Source organism: Streptomyces changanensis (assembly GCF_024600715.1).
In the GTDB taxonomy this organism is placed as follows: Bacteria; Actinomycetota; Actinomycetes; order Streptomycetales; family Streptomycetaceae; genus Streptomyces; species Streptomyces changanensis.
This window is the reverse complement of sequence record NZ_CP102332.1, coordinates 2,530,207-2,549,429: the sequence shown is the minus strand read 5'-3', so window position 1 is coordinate 2,549,429 and position 19,223 is coordinate 2,530,207. Positions and strand designations below refer to the sequence as shown.

The following is a 19,223-nucleotide window of genomic DNA, read 5'->3' as shown; positions in this document are numbered from 1 at the left end:
TCAGCTCCCAGGGATCGCGTCGCCCGGCGCGGCCGTGCCGTAACCGGGCACACCCGCCGCGCGGGCCAGTTCGAGGTCCAGCGCCTCACGCCGGATGCGCTGGTCCACGTAGAGGAGGACCGCCACACCCGCCGAGATCGGGTACATGATCGCCGACGCGAGGACCGAACCGATACCCGTGATGATCAGGAACGACCAGCCGATCGGCTCGCCGCCGCCCGAGAACAGGGAACTGATCCCGTCACCGTCCACCGCGTACGCGAGGATCCCGAACGGCAGGGCGACGATCATCGTCACCACGATCGTCAGCAGCGCCGTCAGGATCAGGATGCCGAAGATCCGCCACCAGGCGCCCCGCACGAGCTTCGCGGAGCGTCGCAGCGACGCCACGACGCCCTGGCGCTCCAGCATCAGCACCGAGTACGAGAGGCTGAAGCGCACCGTCAGCCACAGCGTCACCAGCATGGCGCCCAGGCCGCCCAGGAACACCAGCAGCGCGCCCACACCGGACCCGATCAGCAGCCCCGGGACGATACCGACCGTCACGATCGCCACGACGATCAGCGGCACCAGCAGCGTCAGCCCCAGCAGCGGCAGCAAGCGCGGCCGGGCGTCGCGCCACACGTCGGAGAAGGACACGGGACGGCCCAGCACCGACCGGCTCACCACGAAGGTGAGGAGCGCCGTGGTCACGAACGTCGCCATCAGCCCCAGCAGCGTCGCCGGCGCGGCGGAGATCATGCTCACCCGCAGCGACTCGCCCAGCTGCTCCAACTGCTCCGACGGGCTCGCGTCCGCATTGATCTGCGGCTGCCGCGGCAGGACGAAACGCTGCAGGAGGATCTGCGTCAGCTGCACGAACGCGGACACCGTGAGGGTGATGCCCAGGACGGTCCGCCAGTGCGCGCGCAGGGTGGACACCGCCCCGTCGAGGATCTCCCCCACACCCAGCGGGCGCAGCGGGATCACCCCGGGCTTCGGCGCCGCCGGCCGGCCCCAGCCGCCATAAGGCGCGCCACCCCAGCCCGGCGGGGGACCCTGCGGCGGGATCGGCCCACCAGGGGTCGGCCCGGCGGGACCGAACCCGCCGGGACCCGGCGCGGCCGGCGGCGACCACTGGCCGGCCGGCGGCTGGTTCCCGGACCAGCCAGGAGCGGGGTCCGGTTCACCGGCGGGACGCGGCGCGCCGCCGTCACGGTCGTCGGACGGGGAGGGAGATCCGGGCGAGGCCCAGCCCGGAGAGTCGTTCACGGTCGTCCACCTCGTGGCTTGGTCGCGGGGCCCGCTGATCGAGCCGTCTCGGTCACGGCGCCTGGCCGCCGCACCCGGCGGCAGGTCGGCAGCCATCGTGTCACGCACCACCTGCCCCGGGGCCAGAGCCCTGGCGACTTCAATGCCCCAGTCGAGACCTTCATTGTCGCCGACTCAGCGGGCAGACTGGGCGAATGGCTGATCAGTACGCAGGAACGGACCTCGGCGAACAGCCGCCCGCCCCGCCCCCGCTGCCCGTGCTGCGCTGGGCGGAGCCACCGGAAGGCCCCGTCGTGGTGCTCCTCGACCAGACCCGACTGCCCGCCGAGGAGGTCGAGACGGTCTGCACCGACGTGCCGGCGCTCGTGCGGGCCATCCAGACGCTCGCCGTCCGCGGAGCGCCCCTCCTCGGCATCGCCGGCGCCTACGGCGTGGCCCTCGCCGCCGCCCGCGGCTTCGACGTGGACGCCGCCGCCACCCAGCTCGCAGAAGCCCGACCCACCGCCGTCAACCTCGCCCACGGCGTCCGACGTGCCCTCGACGCCCACCGGGCCGCCACCGACAAGGGCGCCACACCCGAAGAGGCCGCCACCGCCGCCCTCACCGAAGCCCGGCGACTGCACACCGAAGACGCCGAGGCCAGCGCCACCATGGCCACCGCGGGCCTCGCCCTCCTCGACGAGCTGCTGCCCGGAGGCAGCCACCGCGTCCTCACCCACTGCAACACCGGAGCCCTCGTCTCCGGCGGCGAGGGAACCGCCTTCGCCGTCGTCCTCGCCGCACACCGCGCCGGCCGGCTCCGCCGGCTCTGGGTCGACGAGACCCGGCCCCTCATGCAGGGCGCCCGCCTCACCGCGTACGAAGCCGCCCGCAACGGCCTGCCGTACACCCTGCTCACCGACAACGCCGCCGGCAGCCTCTTCGCCGCCGGTGAGGTCGACGCCGTCCTCGTCGGCGCCGACCGCGTCACCGCCGACGGCTCCGTCGCGAACAAGATCGGCACCTACCCGCTGGCCGTCCTCGCCAAGTACCACCACGTACCCTTCATCGTCGTCGCCCCCGCGACCACGATCGACCCCCGCACCCCCGACGGGGCGGCCACGGAGATCGAACACCGCCCCGGAAGCGAGGTGACGCAGTTCACAGCACCCACCCCGGGAGCCACCGCCGGCACGGGCACCGCCGGAGGAACACCCCTCGCCCCACTCGGAACGCAGGCCTACAACCCCGCGTTTGACGTCACGCCGCCCGAGTTGGTCACCGCACTCGTCACCGAGGCCGGAGTGGTCTCACCGGTGACCCGAGGAGGAATCGAAGAGCTGTGTGCCAGGTCACGCCAGGTAACGATTAGCTAATGGGATGATGTCGATTATGAAGGGACGCGTCCTTGTCGTCGACGACGACACCGCACTCGCCGAAATGCTCGGCATCGTGCTCCGTGGTGAAGGGTTCGAGCCGTCGTTCGTAGCGGACGGCGACAAGGCACTCGCCGCTTTCCGGGAGGCCAAGCCCGACCTGGTCCTCCTCGACCTCATGCTGCCCGGACGGGACGGCATCGAGGTGTGCAGGCTCATCCGCGCCGAGTCCGGCGTGCCGATCGTCATGCTCACCGCCAAGAGCGACACCGTGGACGTCGTCGTCGGCCTCGAATCCGGCGCCGACGACTACATCGTCAAACCGTTCAAACCCAAGGAGCTCGTCGCCCGCATCCGGGCCCGCCTCCGCAGGTCCGAGGAGCCCGCCCCCGAACAGCTCACCATCGGCGACCTCGTCATCGACGTCGCCGGCCACTCCGTGAAGCGCGACGGCCAGTCCATCGCCCTCACCCCCCTCGAGTTCGACCTCCTCGTCGCGCTCGCCCGCAAGCCCTGGCAGGTCTTCACCCGCGAGGTTCTCCTCGAACAGGTCTGGGGCTACCGGCACGCCGCCGACACCCGCCTCGTCAACGTCCACGTCCAGCGGCTCCGCTCCAAGGTCGAGAAGGACCCCGAGCGACCCGAGATCGTCGTGACCGTCCGAGGCGTCGGCTACAAGGCGGGACCGAACTGACATGACCCGAGGCAGCGCTGCTCCGCAGCCCGGGAAGCCGGGAGTCCGCGCGGAGCGGGCTGCCGGACCGGAGAACGGCCCCTCCCGCCGGGGCCGCCTCCTCCACGGCGGACGACTGCTCCAGGACGGAGCACCGGGAGGCCCGGTGCTCCGCCTCCTGGCGCGCTGGATCCGCCGTCCCCTCCTCCCCGCCCTGCGCCTGTGGCGCCGCAACATCCAGCTGCGCGTCGTCGTCGCCACCCTCCTGATGTCCCTCGGCGTCGTCCTGCTCCTCGGGTTCGTCGTCATCGGCCAGGTACGCAACGGCCTCCTCGACACCAAGGAACGCGCCGCCCAGAGCCAGGCCGCCGGAGGGTTCGCCGCCGCCCAGGACGAAGCCGCCGCCGCCACCGGCTCCGGCCCCGCCGGCGGGGACGGCACCGGCACCTCCCGCTCCCTGCTCAACTGGCGCTCCGACCTCGTCGTCCAACTCGCCAGCGGCGGCGCCGGCGCCTTCGACGTCGTCGCCCTCAGCTCCGACACCACCGGCACCGCACCCAGCCGCGGCGCCCGCGCCTCCGGCGGCGTCAAGGTCGAGAGCATCCCCCTCGACCTGCGCCGCGACGTCGCCCAGGGCACCGGCACCTTCCAGACGTACACCCGCATCAAGTACGCGGACGGCCAGCACTCCGAAGCCGGACTCGTCATCGGCAAACGCCTCAACGACGTCGAGGGCAACACCTACGAGCTGTACTACCTCTTCCCCTTCACCCAGGAAGAAGCCTCCCTCGCCCTCGTCAAGACGACCATCGCCACCGCCGGGCTCTTCGTCGTCGTCCTCCTCGGCGCCATCGCCTGGCTCGTCGTCCGCCAGGTCGTCACCCCCGTCCGCATGGCCGCCGGCGTCGCCGAACGCCTCTCCGCCGGACGCCTCCAGGAACGCATGAAGGTCACCGGCGAGGACGACATCGCCCGCCTCGGCGAAGCCTTCAACAAGATGGCCCAGAACCTCCAGCACAAGATCCAGCAGCTGGAGGACCTCTCGCGGATGCAGCGCCGCTTCGTCTCCGACGTCTCCCACGAACTGCGCACCCCCCTCACCACGGTCCGCATGGCCGCCGACGTCATCTACGAGGCCCGCGAAGACTTCGACCCCGTCACCGCACGCTCCGCCGAACTCCTCGGCGACCAGCTCGACCGGTTCGAATCCCTCCTCGCCGACCTCCTCGAGATCAGCCGCTTCGACGCCGGAGCCGCCGCACTCGAAGCCGAACCCATAGACCTCCGCGACGTCGTCCACCGCGTCATCGGCGGCGCCGAGCCCCTCGCCCAGCACAAGGGCGGCCGCATCCGCGTCGTCGGCGACGAACAGCCCGTCATCGCCGAAGCCGACGCCCGCCGCGTCGAACGCGTCCTGCGCAACCTCGTCGTCAACGCCGTCGAGCACGGCGAGGGCCGCGACGTCGTCGTACGCCTCGCCTCCGCCGGCGGCGCCGTCGCCGTCGCCGTGCGCGACTACGGCGTCGGCCTCAAACCCGGCGAAGCCACCCGCGTCTTCAACCGCTTCTGGCGCGCCGACCCCGCACGCGCCCGTACCACCGGCGGCACCGGCCTCGGCCTGTCCATCGCCCTCGAAGACGCCCGGCTCCACGGCGGCTGGCTCCAGGCATGGGGCGAGCCCGGCGGCGGCTCCCAGTTCCGCCTCACCCTGCCCCGCACCGCCGACGAACCCCTCCGCGGCTCCCCCATACCGCTCGAACCCGAGGACTCCCGCCGCAACCGGGAACGCGCCGCGACCGACGAGCCCCACCCCACCGCCCGGCAGACCGGCGTCCCCGGACGGACCCAGGCCGGCAGCGGCACCGCCCGCACCCTGCCCGCACCGCCCCGCTCCGCCGTACCCCCACGCCAGACCCGCGCCGCCACCGCCGACCCCACCGCCCTCCCCGGCAACGGCACCCGCGTCGTCCCCCGCGGCCACACCGAGCCCACGGACCCCGTCCAGCGGGCCGACCGGGCCGAGCACGCGGCCGGTACCGGCACCCCGCCCGACCACGACCACACGAAGCGGAAGGACACCACCCGTGGCCGCTGACCGCCGCCGCCCCCACGGCCGTCACCACCACGGACGCACGGCACCCGGCACCCCCCGCGCCACCGCCGCACGCGCCACCGCCACCCTCGCCTGCGCCGCGATCCTCGCCGGCTGCGCCTCCATGCCCGACAGCGGCGACGTCAGCGGCGTCAAAGCCACCCGGCAAGGCGACTCCCAGGTACGCGTCTACCCCGTCCCGCCCCGCGAGAGCGCCGACCCCGCCGAGATCGTCGAAGGCTTCCTCGAAGCCATGACCGGTGACGACCCCGACTTCGCGACCGCCCGCAAGTACCTCACCAAGCAGGCCGCCCGCACCTGGAAGCCCGAGGAACGCACCACCGTCCTCAGCTCCGCCCCCGTACCCCGGCAAGGCGGTCCCGCCCGGCAGGACCACGGCGCGCCCGCCGACACCCAGACCCTCGTCTACCGCCTCTCCGGCCAGAAGGTCGCCACCGTCGACGACCGGCACGCCTACCAACCGCTCGGCGCCGTCACGTACAACGAGACCATCCGGCTCGTCCAGCAGCGCTCCACCGACGGCAAGCACAAGGAATGGCGGATCGACGCCCTCCCTCAAGGGCTCCTCCTCAGCGAATCCGACTTCCAGCGCAACTACCGCTCCGTCAACAAGTACTACTTCGCCTCCGGCCGGACCTGGGTCGTCGCCGACCCCGTCCACATCCGCAAACGCCAGGACCCCGTCACCGGAATGGACTCCCTGACACAGACCGTGCAGGCGCTCCTCGAAGGACCGACGAACTGGCTCAAGCCCGCCGTCGACTCCCGCTTCCCCGCCGGAACGGCGCTGAAGAAGGACACCACCTCCCTCAGCACCGACGACCGGGACACCCTCAAGGTGCCGCTCAACGACAAGGCCGACACCGTCGACCGCGAGCAGTGCCGCAAAATGGCCGCCCAGATCCTCTTCACCGTCGGCGACCTCACCTCCACCCGCGTCCAGCAGGTCGAACTCCAACGCTCCGACGGCCGCTCCCTGTGCGTCCTCGGCGAGGACCAGAAGGCCGACTTCATGGCCGACCCCACCCCCGGCCTCCGCGAAACCCCCTACTACGTCGACGCCAGCGGCAAACTCACCCAGCTCCACACCGCCACCAAGGAGACCGTCGAGCCCCGACACGTCTACGGCCCGTTCGGCACCGGAGCGGCCAAGGTCGAGACCGTCGCCGTCGCCCGCGACGAACAACACGCCGCCGCCGTCTCCGAGAACGGCCGCAGCCTGCGCGTCGCCTCCATCGAGAGCGACGCCGAGCTCCCCGAACCCCTCGTCACCAGCCGCGGCCCCCAGCCCACCGACCGCCTGTCCGCCCCCAGCTGGGACGGACGCGGCGACCTGTGGATCGCCGACCGCAACCCCCAGGCCCCCCGCCTCCTCCTCGTCCCCGGAGGAACCGGCAAAGCCACCACCGTCACCACACCCTGGCTCACCGACCACGTCCGCATCGAGGAACTCCGGCTCTCCGAAGACGGCGTACGCATCGCCCTGCGCCTCACCGAGAACGGCCGGACCACCCTCCAGATCGGCCGCGTCGAACGCCAAGGCACCGGCGACCGGCAGAAGGCCACCGTCGTCGACCTCCAAGCCGTCGCACCCCACATGGAGTCGGTGACGTCCGTCTCCTGGGCCGGCCCCAGTCGCCTCGTCGTCCTCGGCAAACAAGCAGGCGGCGTCCAGCAGGTCCGCTACCTCCAGACCGACGGCTCCGCCTCCGCCTCCACCATCCCCGGCCTCAACCAGGTCAAGGCCGTCGCCGCCGCCAACGACGAACGCGCGCCACTCGTCGCCGCCGCCGACGACGGCATCGTCCGCCTCCACTCCGGCGTCAACTGGCAGCCCGTCGCCGACAAGGGCAGCTCACCCGTCTACCCCGGCTGACCACCCCGACCGGCCCCTGGCCGCCCCTCCCGGTGCCCTCCGCAGGCTGCAGCACCCCGGTTATCCACAGGGGTGGCCGGTCCCACCCCCACCACGACACAGTGGACCCATGCGGGGATGGTGGCAGGAGATCACCGGGCTCGTACTCCCCGTGGCCTGCGCAGGCTGCGGCCGACCGCGCACCACCCTCTGCGACACCTGCACCACGTCGCTCCACGGGCAGCCGGCCACACGAGTACGACCCGAACCGGAACCCGCCGGGCTCCCCGACGTGTGGGCAGCCGCGCCGTACGCCGACGCCGTACGCGCGGCCCTGCTCGCGCACAAGGAGCGCGGCGCACTCGCCCTGGCCGAGCCCCTCGGCCGCGCCGTGGCAGGCGCAGCCCGGGCCGCCACGGCGAACGACGGCGAGGAGCGGGGGGAGGGGGTGGGCGGGGGAGAGGAGGGGGCCCCTCCCCTGGTGCTGGTTCCCGTGCCGTCGGCGCGCCGGGCAGTGCGGGCGCGGGGCCACGACGCGGTGCGGCGCGTCGCCTGTGCGGCGGCGAGGGAGCTGCGGCGTACCGGGACGGCCGCGCGGGCGGTGCCCGCTCTGCGGCACCGGCGCGCAGTCGCCGACCAGGCAGGGCTCGACGCCCGGCAGCGCCAGGCGAACCTCGCCGGCGCCCTGGAGGTGGTCCCCGGCGCCGCCCGGCTGCTGGTGGGCGCCCGGGTGATCCTGATCGACGACCTCATGACCACGGGTGCGTCCCTGGCCGAGGCGGCGAGGGCGCTGCGCGCAGCGGGCATCGGTGCCGCTTCCGGATGGGGCGCCGCGGGTGTCGACACTGCTGGGGGACCGGGCGCCCCGGGCGCCGTCGCCCCCGGACCGGGCGGCGCGGGTGGCGGTGTCGCTTCGGGGCCGACCGCTGCGGGTCTCGGCGCTGCTGCGAGATCGGGTACCTCGGGTGTCGGCGGCGCTCCGAGACCGGGCGGCGCGAGTGTCGGCGACGCTCCGCGGCCACCCGGTGTGGTCGGTCCGGTCGGTCCGGTCGGTCCGGTCGGTGCGGGAGCCGGGGCCACGGGGGCGGGGAGCATGCCCGTGCCGGTCGGCGTTCCCCGGCCTCCCGGCGCTTCGGCGGCCTCCGTGGCCTGGGACGGCCCTGGTGGCTCGGTGCGCCGCGGATCCTACGACCCGGCCGGCGGTGCCTCCGGGGCGCGGGACGGGGGCGGCCTGCCGGGTGTTCCTCCCGCCTCGGGGGCGCATGGGGCGAGCGGGGTGGTCCCGGCCGGAGGGGTCGGCGCTCGCGCGGAACGGGACGGGCTTCGTGGTCCCGGGTGTCGTCGGAGCGCACCCGGGGTACCCGAGCGGGGCTCGAACGCGTCAGTCGTCGGGACGCGAGCGGGCACGGCATCCGGTAGGAAAATGCGCCGATCGGAGGTGGGCGGAGTGGTCGGGCATTCAGTGACGGATCATGCCGCGGTCGCGAATCGGCGCGCGGAAGTGGCGCTGCGGGTCAGCGCCGCTGTCGTTGCTGCTTCTCCACAATCGTTTGAGATAAACCGGAACTCGCAAGGAAGTTGCAACGTTGCAGGTAGTGAGGGCGCGTGAAACGCCTGATCGGAGGTTTGTGCTGGTAGCGGGTGCCGACATCCGTCCGAACGAGCTATGTTCGGTGGTACAGGAATGGCGAATGCCGCCCTTCACCGAATGCGCAGTCCTGCGTCCGCACTGAATCCGGAGCCGGTCGGCACATCGACGTTTGCGGGGTGGGGATCTTGTCGATTGGGGAGGAGGACGTCTAAGTCGCCAAGTCCGAGGCTCCGGCGCTCACCGGAGCCTGGTGCAAAAGGGAAATGCTCACCAGCGGCTCGCTGGTTGGAGCGATCCGGGAACGGAGTTCTGCGTGGACATCGTCGTCAAGGGCCGCAAGACCGAGGTGCCCGAGCGGTTCCGCAAGCACGTGGCCGAGAAGCTGAAGCTGGAGAAGATCCAGAAGCTCGACGGCAAGGTGATCAGCCTCGACGTCGAGGTGTCCAAGGAACACAACCCGCGGCAGGCCGACAGGTCTGACCGTGTGGAGATCACCCTTCACTCCCGCGGCCCGGTGATCCGGGCGGAGGCGGCAGCGGCCGACCCGTACGCAGCGCTCGACCTCGCGACCGCCAAGCTCGAGGCGCGGTTGCGCAAGCAGCACGACAAGCGTCACACCCGCCGCGGTGCCGGCCGTACCACGGCCGCCGAGGTGGCTGACGTGGTGCCGGGCGTCGCCCGGCTCAACGGGGCGGGAGTCGCCGTCCTGGAAGAGGAGCAGGAGACGGTCCCCACGACCAGGATCGGGTCGCTGGAGGTCCAGGGCGAGGGCCCGCTCATCGTGCGCGAGAAGACGCACAGCGCGGCCCCCATGTCGCTCGACCAGGCGCTGTACGAGATGGAGCTGGTCGGGCACGACTTCTACCTGTTCGTCGACGCGGACACCAAGCAGCCGAGCGTCGTGTACCGGCGCCACGCCTACGACTACGGCGTCATCCACCTGGAGAACGACCCGCTGGCCGGGTCCGAGGGTGGCGGCGCGGGCGGAGCGCTCGGCGGCTGACGGGCCGCCAACCGTCGTGGTGCCCCCGGAAAGCGCCCCCTGCGCCCCCGGGGGCACCCCCGTGCCACCGAAGGATCACCACGCGGGGGCCGGGGCATGGAATCATGGCGGCGCGTGGCCAACCCGTCCCGTGGGGGGCGGGGTTGGTGTGACGACCGTGAACTTCAGGGCCCCGGCCTGCAGGGGGAGGAACGATGGACAGCTTCGGCCCGGTGCATCATCCGGGCGGCTCCGGCGCCCCGGACCGGGGGGGCGCCGGGGGCGGCGACCCCGGCGACACGGGGAGCGGCGCGCCCCGGAAGGAGCCCATCAGGGTCCTCGTCGTGGACGACCACGCGCTCTTCCGCCGCGGACTGGAGATCGTCCTCGCCCAGGAGGAGGACATCCAGGTCGTGGGGGAGGCCGGTGACGGTGCGGAGGCCGTCGACAAGGCGGCCGACCTGCTGCCCGACATCGTCCTGATGGACGTCCGCATGCCGAAGCGGGGCGGGATCGAGGCGTGCACCTCCATCAAGGAGGTGGCCCCCAGTGCGAAGATCATCATGCTGACGATCAGCGACGAGGAGGCCGACCTCTACGACGCGATCAAGGCGGGTGCCACGGGCTACCTGCTCAAGGAGATCTCCACCGACGAGGTGGCGACGGCGATCCGGGCGGTCGCCGACGGACAGTCGCAGATCAGCCCGTCCATGGCGTCGAAACTGCTCACCGAGTTCAAGTCGATGATCCAGCGCACCGACGACCGGCGGCTCGTGCCGGCGCCGCGGCTCACCGATCGTGAGCTGGAGGTGCTGAAGCTGGTCGCCACGGGGATGAACAACCGCGACATCGCCAAGGAGCTGTTCATCTCCGAGAACACCGTGAAGAACCACGTGCGCAACATCCTGGAGAAGCTCCAGTTGCACTCCCGGATGGAGGCCGTGGTGTACGCGATGCGGGAGAAGATCCTCGAAATCCGGTAGCCGGGCGCGAGGGAGCCCGTCGGCGCCTGGCGACTCGGGCGCGCCCCGGCACCCCCGTGTCCCGGGCACCCCCGTGTCCCGGGCACCCCCGTGTCCCGGGCCCCCCGGTGTCCCGGGACCCCGCGCCCGGGGACCCCTGAGACCCCAGTGCCCCCCCGCCCGGGCGCGGGGCGCGGGGCCGCGCCCGGGCGGGATCTCAGGTCCCGAGTGCCGCCGTCAGTGCCGGGGTCAGGTCCGGGCGGTCCGACCGCTCCACCCGTACCGTGTCGCAGCCCACCCACTCCGCGGCCTCGCGCAGCGCCCGGGCCATCGGTTCCACGGCCTTGGGGCCGGCCAGGGACAGCTGCCGGGCCACCAGGGTCGTGCCCTCGCGGGCCGGGTCGACGCGGCCCAGGAGCCTGCCGCCCGCCAGCAGGGGCATCGCGAAGTAGCCGTGGACGCGCTTCGGCTTCGGTACGTACGCCTCCAGCCGGTGGGTGAAGCCGAAGATCCGCTCCGTGCGGGCCCGCTCCCAGACCAGCGAGTCGAACGGCGACAGCAGCGTCGTGCGGTGCCGCCCGCGCGGCTCGCTCGCCAGCGCCTCCGGGTCCGCCCACGCCGGCTTGTCCCAGCCCTCGACACGCACCGGTACGAGCCCCGAGTCGGCGACGACCGCGTCGAACTCCTCGCCCCGGATGCGGTGGTAGTCGGCGATGTCCGCCCGGGTGCCCACACCGAGGGCCTGCCCGGCCAGCAGGACCAGCCGCCGCAGGCACTCGTGGTCGTCCAGCTCGTCGTGGAGGAGGTCCTGCGGGACGGCGCGCTCGGCCAGGTCGTACACGCGCTTCCAGCCGCGCCGCTCGGTGCAGACGACCTCGCCGTACATCAGGGCCCGTTCGACGGCGACCTTCGAGGCGGACCAGTCCCACCACTCGCCGCCGTTCTTCGCGCCGCCCAGTTCCGTCGCCGTCAGCGGGCCCTCGGCGCGCAGCTGGGCGATGACCGCCTCGTAGGAACCGTCCGGCAGGTCGTGGGACCACTGCGGGCGGCGGCGGTAGGCGCGGCGGCGGAACGCGAAGTGCGGCCACTCCTCGATGGGCAGGATGCACGCGGCGTGTGACCAGTACTCGAAGGCGTGCCGGTCCGTCCAGTACGCGGTCTCGACGGTGGGGCGACCCACGGCGCCGAGGCGGGCGTACGGGACGAGTTCGTGCGAGCGGGCCAGGACGGAGATGGTGTCCAACTGGACGGCGCCCAGGTGCCGCAGGACGCCGCGCACCCCGGCGCGCCGGTCCGGGGCGCCGAGGAACCCCTGGGCGCGGAGCGCGATGCGGCGGGCTTCGTCGGCGGAGAGCTCCGTCATGGGACGCGGCGTCGTCGTCGTCATGACCCGCACGATAGAGCCCCCCACTGACACCCCTGCTGACACCCCCACCGGCACCTCCACTGCTGCCCCATCGACCCTCCCGCCGGACGCGGACGCCTCTGCCGGACACCTTCGGTGACCCCGTGGCGCTCGGCCCGCGCCGAGCAGGACCGGCTGGCGAAGCGGCAGGGGGAGGAGGTGAGACGGGGGAGGAAGAGAGAGGAGGGGGGAGGGAGCGGGGTCGGGGCGCGAGTACGGCCCGCGGAGGGGGAGGGGCCGGTTCTGCCGGCGGTCTGCCGGTCAGCCGGTCCCCGGCCGGTGAGGCGGCAGGTCGGTCGGCCGGTCAGCTGGTCCCCGGTCGGGCGGTCTCCGGTCCCGGTCGGCCGGTCGGGCGTCCCGGTCGGGCGTCGCGGGTGTCAGGGGCCGGGGGGCGGCAGGTGCGGTACGGGGCCGGGGAGGCCGAGGTCGGACGGGAGGAGGGCGGCGATCCAGCAGTCGCGGCGGGTGCCGCGGTGGTCGAGGCCCGCGCGCAGGACGCCCTCCACGGTGAACCCGGCCTTCTCGGCGACGAGGCGGGAGGCGGTGTTGCCGACCTCGGCGCGCCATTCCAGGCGGGAGCAGCCCAGGGTGGTGAACGCCCAGTGCGCCAGGGCGAGGGTGGCCTCGGTGGCGTAGCCGTGGCCACGGTGCTCGGCGACCGTGTAGAAGCCGATCTCCCAGGTGCCCGAGCGGGGGTGGTGGAGGCTGGTGGAGGCGACGAGCGGGGCGTCGTCGCGGTCCCGGGGGCGGGCGGCGAAGGTGTACTCGGTGTCGTCGCGCCACGCCTGGGGGACGTACCGGCCGACGAAGTCCTCGGCCTCGGCGGGTCCGTACGGGTCGGGGAGGGGTATCCAGCGGCGGATCCGGGGGTCCTGGACGGCGGCGCGCACCTCCTCGGCGTCGGAGGGCGTGAAGGTGCGCAGCTCCAGGCGCTCGGAGAACAGGGTGACGGGTTCCATGACGGGATTCTGGTGGGTCGCGACAGCCGGGAACGAACACTTTTCGTGAGAGGCGGCACCTTCGGCGCGTCCCGCGCGTTCTCCTTGAGGGCGGCGCCGGCCCCGGCAATCGTTCCTCGGAGGTGTGGACCTCCCGGCGTGGCGGGGTCCTCGCTTACGATGACCGTTGCGGTGGGGTCCACCTGCCGTGCCCGTGCCAGTGTCCATGACAAGACCCAGTGCCAGGCCCGACCGGCAAGGAGACCAGCCTCAGTGTCCGTCTTCAACAAGCTCATGCGTGCAGGCGAAGGCAAGATCCTGCGCAAACTGCACCGCATCGCGGACCAGGTCAACTCCATCGAAGAGGACTTCGTCAACCTCTCCGACGCCGAGTTGCGCGCCCTCACCGACGAGTACAAGCAGCGGTACCAGGACGGTGAGAGCCTCGACGACCTGCTTCCGGAGGCCTTCGCGACCGTCCGTGAGGCGGCCAAGCGCGTCCTCGGCCAGCGCCACTACGACGTGCAGATGATGGGCGGCGCCGCCCTGCACCTGGGGTACGTGGCCGAGATGAAGACCGGTGAGGGCAAGACCCTCGTCGGCACGCTCCCGGCGTACCTGAACGCGCTGTCCGGCAAGGGCGTGCACCTGATCACGGTCAACGACTACCTCGCGGAGCGCGACTCCGAGATGATGGGCCGGGTCCACCAGTTCCTGGGCCTGTCGGTCGGCTGCATCCTGGCGAACATGTCGCCGGCGCAGCGCCGCGAGATGTACAACTGCGACATCACGTACGGCACGAACAACGAGTTCGGTTTCGACTACCTGCGCGACAACATGGCGTGGTCGAAGGACGAGCTGGTGCAGCGCGGCCACAACTACGCGTGCGTCGACGAGGTCGACTCCATCCTGGTCGACGAGGCCCGTACGCCGCTGATCATCTCCGGTCCGGCCGACCAGGCGACGAAGTGGTACGGCGACTTCGCGAAGCTCGTGCAGCGCCTGAAGCGCGGCGAGCCGGGCAACCCGCTGAAGGGCATCGAGGAGACCGGCGACTACGAGGTCGACGAGAAGAAGCGGACCGTCGGCATCCACGAGTCGGGCGTCGCCAAGGTCGAGGACTGGCTGGGCATCGACAACCTCTACGAGTCGGTGAACACCCCGCTCGTCGGGTACCTGAACAACGCCATCAAGGCGAAGGAACTGTTCAAGAAGGACAAGGACTACGTCGTCATCGACGGCGAGGTCATGATCGTCGACGAGCACACGGGCCGTATCCTCGCCGGCCGCCGGTACAACGAGGGCATGCACCAGGCGATCGAGGCGAAGGAAGGCGTCCCGATCAAGGACGAGAACCAGACGCTCGCCACGATCACGCTGCAGAACTTCTTCCGCCTCTACGACAAGCTGTCCGGCATGACCGGTACGGCGATGACCGAGGCCGCCGAGTTCCACCAGATCTACAAGCTGGGCGTCGTGCCGATCCCGACGAACCGGCCGATGGTCCGCATGGACCAGTCCGACCTGATCTACCGCACCGAGGTCGCCAAGTTCGCGGCGGTCGTCGACGACATCGCGGAGAAGCACAAGAAGGGCCAGCCGATCCTCGTCGGTACGACGTCGGTCGAGAAGTCCGAGTACCTGTCGCAGCAGCTGTCGAAGCGGGGTGTCCCGCACGAGGTGCTGAACGCGAAGAACCACGAGCGTGAGGCGTCCATCGTCGCCCAGGCGGGCCGCAAGGGCGCCGTCACGGTCGCGACGAACATGGCCGGCCGCGGTACGGACATCAAACTCGGCGGCAACCCCGACGACCTCGCCGAGGCGGAGCTGCGCCAGCGCGGCCTGGACCCGGTGGAGCACGCCGAGGAGTGGGTCGCGGCCCTGCCCGCCGCCCTGGAGAAGGCGGAGCTGGCCGTGAAGGCCGAGTCCGAGGAGGTCAAGGAGCTCGGCGGTCTCTACGTGCTGGGCACGGAGCGGCACGAGTCGCGCCGCATCGACAACCAGCTGCGCGGTCGCTCCGGCCGTCAGGGCGACCCGGGCGAGTCCCGCTTCTACCTGTCGCTGGGCGACGACCTGATGCGGCTGTTCAAGGCGCAGATGGTCGAGCGCGTCATGGCGATGGCGAACGTGCCGGACGACGTGCCGATCGAGAACAAGATGGTCACCCGCGCCATCGCGTCCGCCCAGTCGCAGGTCGAGCAGCAGAACTTCGAGACCCGCAAGAACGTCCTCAAGTACGACGAGGTCCTCAACCGGCAGCGCGAGGTCATCTACGGCGAGCGCCGCCGCGTCCTGGAGGGCGAGGACCTGCACGACCAGATCCGCCACTTCATGGACGACACCATCGACGCCTACATCCAGGCGGAGACGGTGGAGGGCTTCGCCGAGGAGTGGGACCTGGAGCGGCTGTGGGGCGCGTTCAAGCAGCTCTACCCGTGCAAGGTCACCATCGAGGAGCTGGAGGAGGCCGCGGGCGACCGCGCCGGCATCACGGCGGAGTTCATCGCGGAGTCCGTCAAGGACGACATCCACGAGCAGTACGAGGCGCGCGAGAAGCAGCTCGGCTCCGAGATCATGCGTGAGCTGGAGCGGCGGGTCGTCCTGTCGGTCCTGGACCGCAAGTGGCGCGAGCACCTCTACGAGATGGACTACCTCCAGGAGGGCATCGGCCTGCGCGCCATGGCGCAGAAGGACCCGCTGGTCGAGTACCAGCGCGAGGGCTTCGACATGTTCACCGCCATGATGGACGGCATCAAGGAGGAGTCCGTCGGCTACCTGTTCAACCTGGAGGTCCAGGTCGAGCAGCAGGTCGAGGAGGTCCCGGTGGAGGCGGCCGCGCAGCGCCCGTCGTTGGAGAAGGAGGAGGCCGTCCCCGCGGGCGCCGGCCGCCCCGAGATCCGCGCCAAGGGCCTCGACGCCCCGCAGCGTCCGAACCGGCTGCACTTCTCCGCGCCGACCGTCGACGGTGAGGGCGGCGTCGTCGAGGGTGACTTCGACAACGGCGGTGCCCCCTCCGAGGCGGACGGCATGACGCGCGCCGAGCGCCGCAAGGCCCAGAAGGGCGGCCGTCGCCGCAAGAAGTAGCCCCACCGGTCGTCCGGACGGCCGCGGTCCACGTCGTGAGGCGGGGCCGGTACGCGCACCCGAGCGCGTACCGGCCCCGCCTTCCGCGTGTGCCGGGAACGGGGCCGCCGCCCGCCGCACCCGTGCCTGTGCCCGCGCACGTGCCCGCGCCGGGGCCCGTGGAGGGGCCCGTGGAGGGGCCGTATGGCGGGGCCGTCCATGGCGGGGCCGACGTACGGGGGATTGTCGGTACCGGGGCTGGAGCCGGAGGCCGGGCCGTCGCTCGTCCGGGCCTCTCGTGGCACGCCCCGGGCCTGCCGCGACCCGCTCCCCGGCCTTGCCGTGGGCCTGGCTCCGGAGCTGTCCCCGGGGGCGGTCGTGGAGCCAGGATGGCGTTGTGGCCCGGGAGGGGCGCCACGCGGGCGTTACGCGGCCGGCCGGCCGGCGCGGGTCAGACGGTCGGGCCCAGTTCGACGGCCGCGCAGCGCCAGCGGCGGTCCGCGCCCAGCTCCAGGCGGAACGCCATCGCCCGGACCCGGCCACCCGCCGTCACGCTGGCGTACGCCTCCACCACACCCGGCCGCAGCGGCGAACCCGCGCAGTGGCGCAGCACCGGGCGCGCATGGCGGCCTGGCGAGGGGCCTGCGACACCGGCGGCGCGCAGGGGGTTCGCGGGAGCGAGGCGGATCAGCTGCTCGTACGCCTCGCCGATCGTCTGCCCCAGCATCCAGTGCACGGGCCGCTCCCCGGTGAGGACGGCCAGCAGGCGCTCCGCGAACAGCACGTGCGGCGGCAGCGCGCGAGGGCGGGCGTCACCCGGCCGCGTCCCCTCCGCCGAGCGCACGCCCTCACCGGGCCGCACGCCCCCAGCCGGCCGCACGCCCCCAGCCGGCCCGGCGCCCCCAGCGGACCACCCGCCACCACCCGGCCGCACGCCCCCGCCCGGCCGGGCGCCCCCGCCCGGGCGGGGGGCGTCGCCGGGGCGGCGGGCGTCCCGGCGACCACCCGGCCTGCCCGCCGAGCGCGACGGGCGCGCCACCGCGCCGGCCTCCCGCGCCCGGGGAACCCGGGGCTCCGCGGCCCCCGGGCCCCCGGACTCGCGCGCCCCCTCCGGGCCGCTTCCGTCGGGGCGGGTGCGTACGGGCACGGGCACGGCAGCGCGTACGGACGCGGGGGTGCTGGTCATCGGCGTGGTCCTTCCGTCGACCGGACTACCCGGAGGTAGTACCGGGAGGTAACTTCGCGGTGGGCCACTTCTACGGGGGCCGCAGACCGCGTCGCAACGCGCCTCGGCACCCCTCCCGACCTCGTGCGACGATCACCTATCCGGGTGACGCGGGCCCCGGTAGGACGGGCCCGACGCGTGTCGCGTGGGGCACGGAGTGGACCGCGGGGGAGGGGGACACCGGCCCCCGAAGGGGTACCGGCGCACGTATCCTGAGGGTGTCTTCCGACTACGAAAGCGGCCTGTCATGCGCGTGTACGTTCCCCTGACCCTCCCCGGTCTCGCACAGGCGCACCGTACGGGCACCCTCGGCAGCAGCCCCCTGACCGCCTACGCCGTCACCCCCGGGCTGCGCGAGTGGTACGTCTCCGACGACATCGAGGAGCTGGAGTACGCGGCCCTCAGCCGCGCCGCCGCCGCCTCGTTGCGCCTGCTGGCCGCCGACCCGGCCGCCGCGCGCCGTCGCGTCGTCGTCGCCGTGGACGTCCCCGACGGCGCTGCCACCGCCGACCCCGACGGCGGCCTCGACCCGGACTCGGTGGGTGAGGTGCGCGTCACCGGCCCCGTGCCGCTCGCCAAGGCCGCCGCGGTGCACGCCGACTCCGACGAGGCCGAACCGGACGTCACCGCCGCCGCGGCCGCGCTCGGCGCGGCCGACATGGGCGACGACGACGCCCAGTTCACCGTGGACGGCGCGGAGGACCACGAGCTGCTCTGGTACGGCCTGCAGGAGGTCCCGCACCTCATCGGCTGACGACAGCCGGGAGCACGCGCGGCATGATCCGCCCCGGCTGAGGGCATCACCCGGGTCCGGGACCGTGCCGTCGGGCGCGGCCCCGCCACCCTGGGCGCAGGGCGTTGCGCACAGCACGGCACCGCCAGGCACAGCACAGCACAGCACGGCACGGCACGGTACGAGACAGGACACGGCAGGGCCCGGCGCGGCACGACAGGGCACGGACAGGGCCCGGCACGCGGGGCAGCGGCATGGGGGAGAGCATGGACAGGCGCAGGACGCATCTCGTCTGGGACTGGAACGGGACGCTGCTCGACGACATCTCCGCCGTCATCGAGGCGACGAACGCCGCGTTCGAGGAGCTCGGCATCGCGCCGATCACACTGGAGCGGTACCGCGAGCTGTACTGCGTCCCCATCCCCGTCTTCTACCAGCGGCTGCTCGGACGGCTGCCGGACGAGACCGAGTGGCAGCTCATGGACGGGACGTTCCACCGGCACTACTGGGCCCGCGCCGAGGGCTGCGGGCTGACCGACGGCGCCGCTGAGCTGCTCGCCGCCGCGAGCGGACTGGGCCGGACGCAGTCGCTGCTGTCGCTGGCGCCGCACGAACGGCTGCTCCCGCTGGTGCGGCGGCACGGCATCGAGGAGTGGTTCGTCCGTGTCGACGGCCGGACGGACCGGTCGACGGCGGGCAAGGCCGAGCACATGGTGCGCCACCTGCGCGCCCTCGACGGCGTGCCGCCGGAGCGGATCGTGGTCATCGGGGACGCCGCGGACGACGCGCTCGCCGCGGCGCACGTCGGGGCGCGGGCCGTCCTGTACACGGGCGGCTCCCACAGCAGGGCCAGCCTCCAGTCGGTGGGCGTGCCGGTCGTGGACACCCTCGCGGAGGCCGTCGCCGTCGCGGAGGACCTGATCGCCTGACCCACCGGCCCCACGGCCCCACTGGCCGCAACGGCCCCACGGCGCCCCACGGCCACACCGCCACCCTGTCTGGCGAGGCCGTGGCGGGCTCGCGAGGTCCCGCCCGCCCCCAGCCACCCCCACCGCCAGACGAGCCCACGTCACTCTC

At 72.9% G+C, this 19,223-nt stretch carries 13 protein-coding genes and 1 pseudogene; 10 read left to right on the top strand and 4 right to left on the bottom strand.

Annotation, left to right across the window (positions count from 1 at the left end; translation table 11 throughout):
- Positions 1-1,251: a DUF7544 domain-containing protein gene (locus NRO40_RS11290; protein WP_079047457.1), complete on the bottom strand. Its 1,251-nt coding sequence runs from the start codon at positions 1,249-1,251 to the stop codon at positions 1-3.
- 194 nt (positions 1,252-1,445) lie between these two features.
- Here NRO40_RS11290 and mtnA point away from each other — a divergent pair, with 194 nt between their 5' ends.
- The 7 genes and pseudogenes from mtnA (at position 1,446) to NRO40_RS11255 (ending at position 10,803) form a co-directional block, all read left to right on the top strand.
- Positions 1,446-2,606, top strand: coding sequence for an S-methyl-5-thioribose-1-phosphate isomerase (gene mtnA / locus NRO40_RS11285; protein WP_058944801.1), 1,161 nt, complete (start codon positions 1,446-1,448; stop codon positions 2,604-2,606).
- A 4-nt stretch (positions 2,607-2,610) separates the two neighbouring features.
- Positions 2,611-3,300, top strand: coding sequence for a two-component system response regulator MtrA (gene mtrA, locus NRO40_RS11280; RefSeq protein ID WP_198549456.1), 690 nt, complete (start codon positions 2,611-2,613; stop codon positions 3,298-3,300).
- A gap of 1 nt (position 3,301) precedes the next feature.
- Complete coding sequence (mtrB, locus tag NRO40_RS11275; protein ID WP_107115236.1) at positions 3,302-5,374, top strand: MtrAB system histidine kinase MtrB; 2,073 nt, start codon at positions 3,302-3,304, stop codon at positions 5,372-5,374.
- Positions 5,375-5,495: 121 nt separating this feature from the next.
- Positions 5,496-7,268: an LpqB family beta-propeller domain-containing protein gene (locus NRO40_RS11270; RefSeq protein ID WP_058944807.1), complete on the top strand. Its 1,773-nt coding sequence runs from the start codon at positions 5,496-5,498 to the stop codon at positions 7,266-7,268.
- 109 nt (positions 7,269-7,377) lie between these two features.
- Positions 7,378-8,088, top strand: a pseudogene (locus NRO40_RS11265) (ComF family protein); the annotation flags it as partial.
- 1,063 nt (positions 8,089-9,151) lie between these two features.
- The gene (hpf, locus tag NRO40_RS11260) at positions 9,152-9,841 is read left to right on the top strand and encodes a ribosome hibernation-promoting factor, HPF/YfiA family (protein WP_058944798.1); all 690 of its coding nucleotides are present in this window, start codon (positions 9,152-9,154) and stop codon (positions 9,839-9,841) included.
- A 194-nt stretch (positions 9,842-10,035) separates the two neighbouring features.
- Positions 10,036-10,803, top strand: coding sequence for a response regulator (locus NRO40_RS11255; protein ID WP_058944797.1), 768 nt, complete (start codon positions 10,036-10,038; stop codon positions 10,801-10,803).
- 196 nt (positions 10,804-10,999) lie between these two features.
- Here the strand turns inward: NRO40_RS11255 and NRO40_RS11250 are convergent, their stop codons facing one another.
- Both NRO40_RS11250 and NRO40_RS11245 read right to left on the bottom strand, forming a co-directional pair.
- Complete coding sequence (locus tag NRO40_RS11250) at positions 11,000-12,169, bottom strand: winged helix-turn-helix domain-containing protein (RefSeq protein ID WP_058944796.1); 1,170 nt, start codon at positions 12,167-12,169, stop codon at positions 11,000-11,002.
- Between the two features lie 395 nt (positions 12,170-12,564).
- Positions 12,565-13,146 (bottom strand): GNAT family N-acetyltransferase, encoded by a 582-nt coding sequence (locus tag NRO40_RS11245; RefSeq protein WP_058944795.1) that lies wholly within the window; start codon positions 13,144-13,146, stop codon positions 12,565-12,567.
- A 252-nt stretch (positions 13,147-13,398) separates the two neighbouring features.
- Between NRO40_RS11245 and secA the strand changes: the two genes are divergently transcribed.
- Positions 13,399-16,209, top strand: a complete 2,811-nt coding sequence (gene secA, locus NRO40_RS11240) for a preprotein translocase subunit SecA (protein WP_058944794.1) — start codon at positions 13,399-13,401, stop codon at positions 16,207-16,209.
- Between the two features lie 430 nt (positions 16,210-16,639).
- On the opposite strand, the gene NRO40_RS11235 is transcribed toward secA, so the two are convergent.
- On the bottom strand, positions 16,640-17,032 hold the full coding sequence (locus NRO40_RS11235; RefSeq protein ID WP_079047456.1) for an Rv3235 family protein: 393 nt from the start codon (positions 17,030-17,032) through the stop codon (positions 16,640-16,642).
- Positions 17,033-17,660: 628 nt separating this feature from the next.
- On the opposite strand from NRO40_RS11235, the gene NRO40_RS11230 reads away from it, so the two are divergent.
- Entirely contained in the window at positions 17,661-18,167 is a 507-nt protein-coding gene (locus NRO40_RS11230) for a DUF6912 family protein (protein ID WP_058945530.1), read from the top strand.
- Positions 18,168-18,412: 245 nt separating this feature from the next.
- On the top strand, positions 18,413-19,075 hold the full coding sequence (locus tag NRO40_RS11225) for an HAD family hydrolase (protein WP_058945531.1): 663 nt from the start codon (positions 18,413-18,415) through the stop codon (positions 19,073-19,075).
- Positions 19,076-19,223 lie beyond the last annotated feature (148 nt).